This window comes from Streptomyces sp. SM1 (assembly GCF_002910825.1).
In the GTDB taxonomy this organism is placed as follows: Bacteria; Actinomycetota; Actinomycetes; order Streptomycetales; family Streptomycetaceae; genus Streptomyces; species Streptomyces okerensis.
This window is the reverse complement of sequence record NZ_NEUB01000073.1, coordinates 1-2,299: the sequence shown is the minus strand read 5'-3', so window position 1 is coordinate 2,299 and position 2,299 is coordinate 1. Positions and strand designations below refer to the sequence as shown.

Genomic DNA, 2,299 nt, shown 5'->3' with positions numbered 1-2,299 from the left:
GGGCCCGTGCCCCGGCCGTTCCACTCCCGCAGTACCTGCGCTGCGCGAACCGTTTCACTCGGAAGGACTCGCATGACCGAGAACCATGACGCGATCGTCACCGAACCCAAGGCGGAGGAGGCGGGTGGCTGCCCGGTCGCGCACGGACGCGCCCCGCACCCCACCCAGGGCGGAGGCAACCACCGCTGGTGGCCCGAGCGTCTCAACCTGAAGATCCTGGCCAAGAACCCGGCGGTGGCCAACCCGCTCGGCGAGGACTTCGACTACGCCGAGGCGTTCCGGTCCCTCGACCTGCCGGCGGTGAAGCGGGACATCGCCGAGGTGCTGACCACCTCTCAGGACTGGTGGCCGGCCGACTTCGGCCACTACGGACCGCTCATCGTCCGTATGGCCTGGCACAGCGCGGGCACCTACCGCATCAGCGACGGCCGCGGCGGCGCCGGGGCCGGCCAGCAGCGCTTCGCCCCGCTCAACAGCTGGCCGGACAACGCCAACCTCGACAAGGCGCGCCGCCTGCTGTGGCCCGTCAAGAAGAAATACGGCAAGAGCCTGTCCTGGGCCGACCTGCTGATCCTCTCCGGCAACGTCGCCCTGGAGACGATGGGCTTCACCACCTTCGGCTTCGCCGGCGGCCGCACCGACGTCTGGGAGCCCGAGGAGGACGTCTACTGGGGCCCCGAGTCCACCTGGCTCGGCGACGAGCGCTACACCGGTGAGCGCGAACTGGAGAACCCGCTCGGAGCCGTCCAGATGGGCCTCATCTACGTCAACCCCGAGGGCCCGAACGGCAATCCGGACCCGATCGCCTCCGCCCGCGACATCCGCGAGACGTTCCGGCGGATGGCGATGAACGACGAGGAGACGGTCGCCCTGATCGCCGGCGGCCACACCTTCGGCAAGACCCACGGCGCGGGCCCGGCCGACCACGTGGGCGACGACCCCGAGGCCGCCGGCCTCGAGGAGCAGGGCCTCGGCTGGAAGAACACCTTCGGCACCGGGAAGGGCGCCGACACGATCACCAGTGGTCTCGAGGTGACCTGGACCGACACACCGACCACCTGGGACAACAGCTTCTTCGAGATCCTCTTCGGCTATGAGTGGGAGCTGTTCAGGAGCCCCGCCGGCGCCCACCAGTGGCGGCCGAAGGACGGCGCCGGGGCGGGCACCGTGCCCGACGCCCACGACCCGTCGAAGAGCCATCAGCCGACCATGCTGACGACGGACCTCGCCCTCCGCCTCGACCCCGTCTACGGCCCGATCTCCCGGCGCTTCCTGGAGAACCCGGACCAGTTCGCGGACGCCTTCGCCCGCGCCTGGTTCAAGCTGACCCACCGCGACATGGGCCCCAAGTCGCTCTACCTCGGCCCGGAGGTGCCCGCCGAGACGCTGGTGTGGCAGGACCCGCTGCCCGAGCGGACGTACGACCTCATCGACGCCGCGGACATCGCCGCCCTCAAGACACAGGTCCTCGCCTCGGGTCTGCCGGTGTCCGAACTGGTGTCGACGGCCTGGGCGTCGGCCTCGTCCTTCCGCGGCAGCGACAAGCGCGGCGGCGCCGACGGCGCGCGCATCCGCCTGGAACCGCAGCGCGGCTGGGAGGCCAACGACCCCGACCGGCTGGCGACGGTGCTGCGCACGCTGGAGGGCATCCGGGAGTCCTTCAACTCGGCGCAGACCGGCGGCAGGCAGGTCTCGCTCGCCGACCTGATCGTGCTGGCGGGCGCCGCGGCCGTCGAGAAGGCCGCCAAGGACGGCGGCTTCGACATCGACGTTCCCTTCACACCGGGCCGCGTGGACGCGTCGCAGGAGCAGACGGACACGGAGTCGTTCTCCGCCCTCGAGCCGACCGCCGACGGCTTCCGCAACTACCAGGGCAAGAGCAACCGCCTGCCGGCCGAGTTCCTGCTGCTGGACAAGGCCAACCTGCTGACCCTGAGCGCCCCCGAGATGACGGTCCTCGTCGGCGGTCTGCGCGTCCTGGGCGCCACTCACCAGCAGTCGTCGCCCGGTGTCCTCACCACCGCCCCCGGCACCCTGACGAACGACTTCTTCGTCAACCTGCTCGACCTGGGCACCACCTGGAAGGCGACGTCCGAGGACCGGACGATGTTCGAGGGCCGCGACGCGGGCACCGGAGAGGTCAGGTGGACCGGCACCCGAGCCGACCTGGTCTTCGGATCGAACTCCGAACTGCGCGCGCTCGCCGAGGTCTACGCGAGCGACGACGCCGGGGAGAAGTTCGTGACGGACTTCGTCAAGGCGTGGGACAAGGTCATGAACCTCGACCGGTTCGACCTCG

The 2,299-nt window shown here is 70.6% G+C and carries 1 protein-coding gene; it reads left to right on the top strand.

Going from position 1 to position 2,299, the window contains the following annotated elements:
* Window positions 1-72: 72 nt before the first annotated feature.
* On the top strand, window positions 73-2,299 hold a 2,227-nt coding region (katG, locus tag B9S61_RS01585; protein ID WP_103540571.1), incomplete at its 3' end, for a catalase/peroxidase HPI.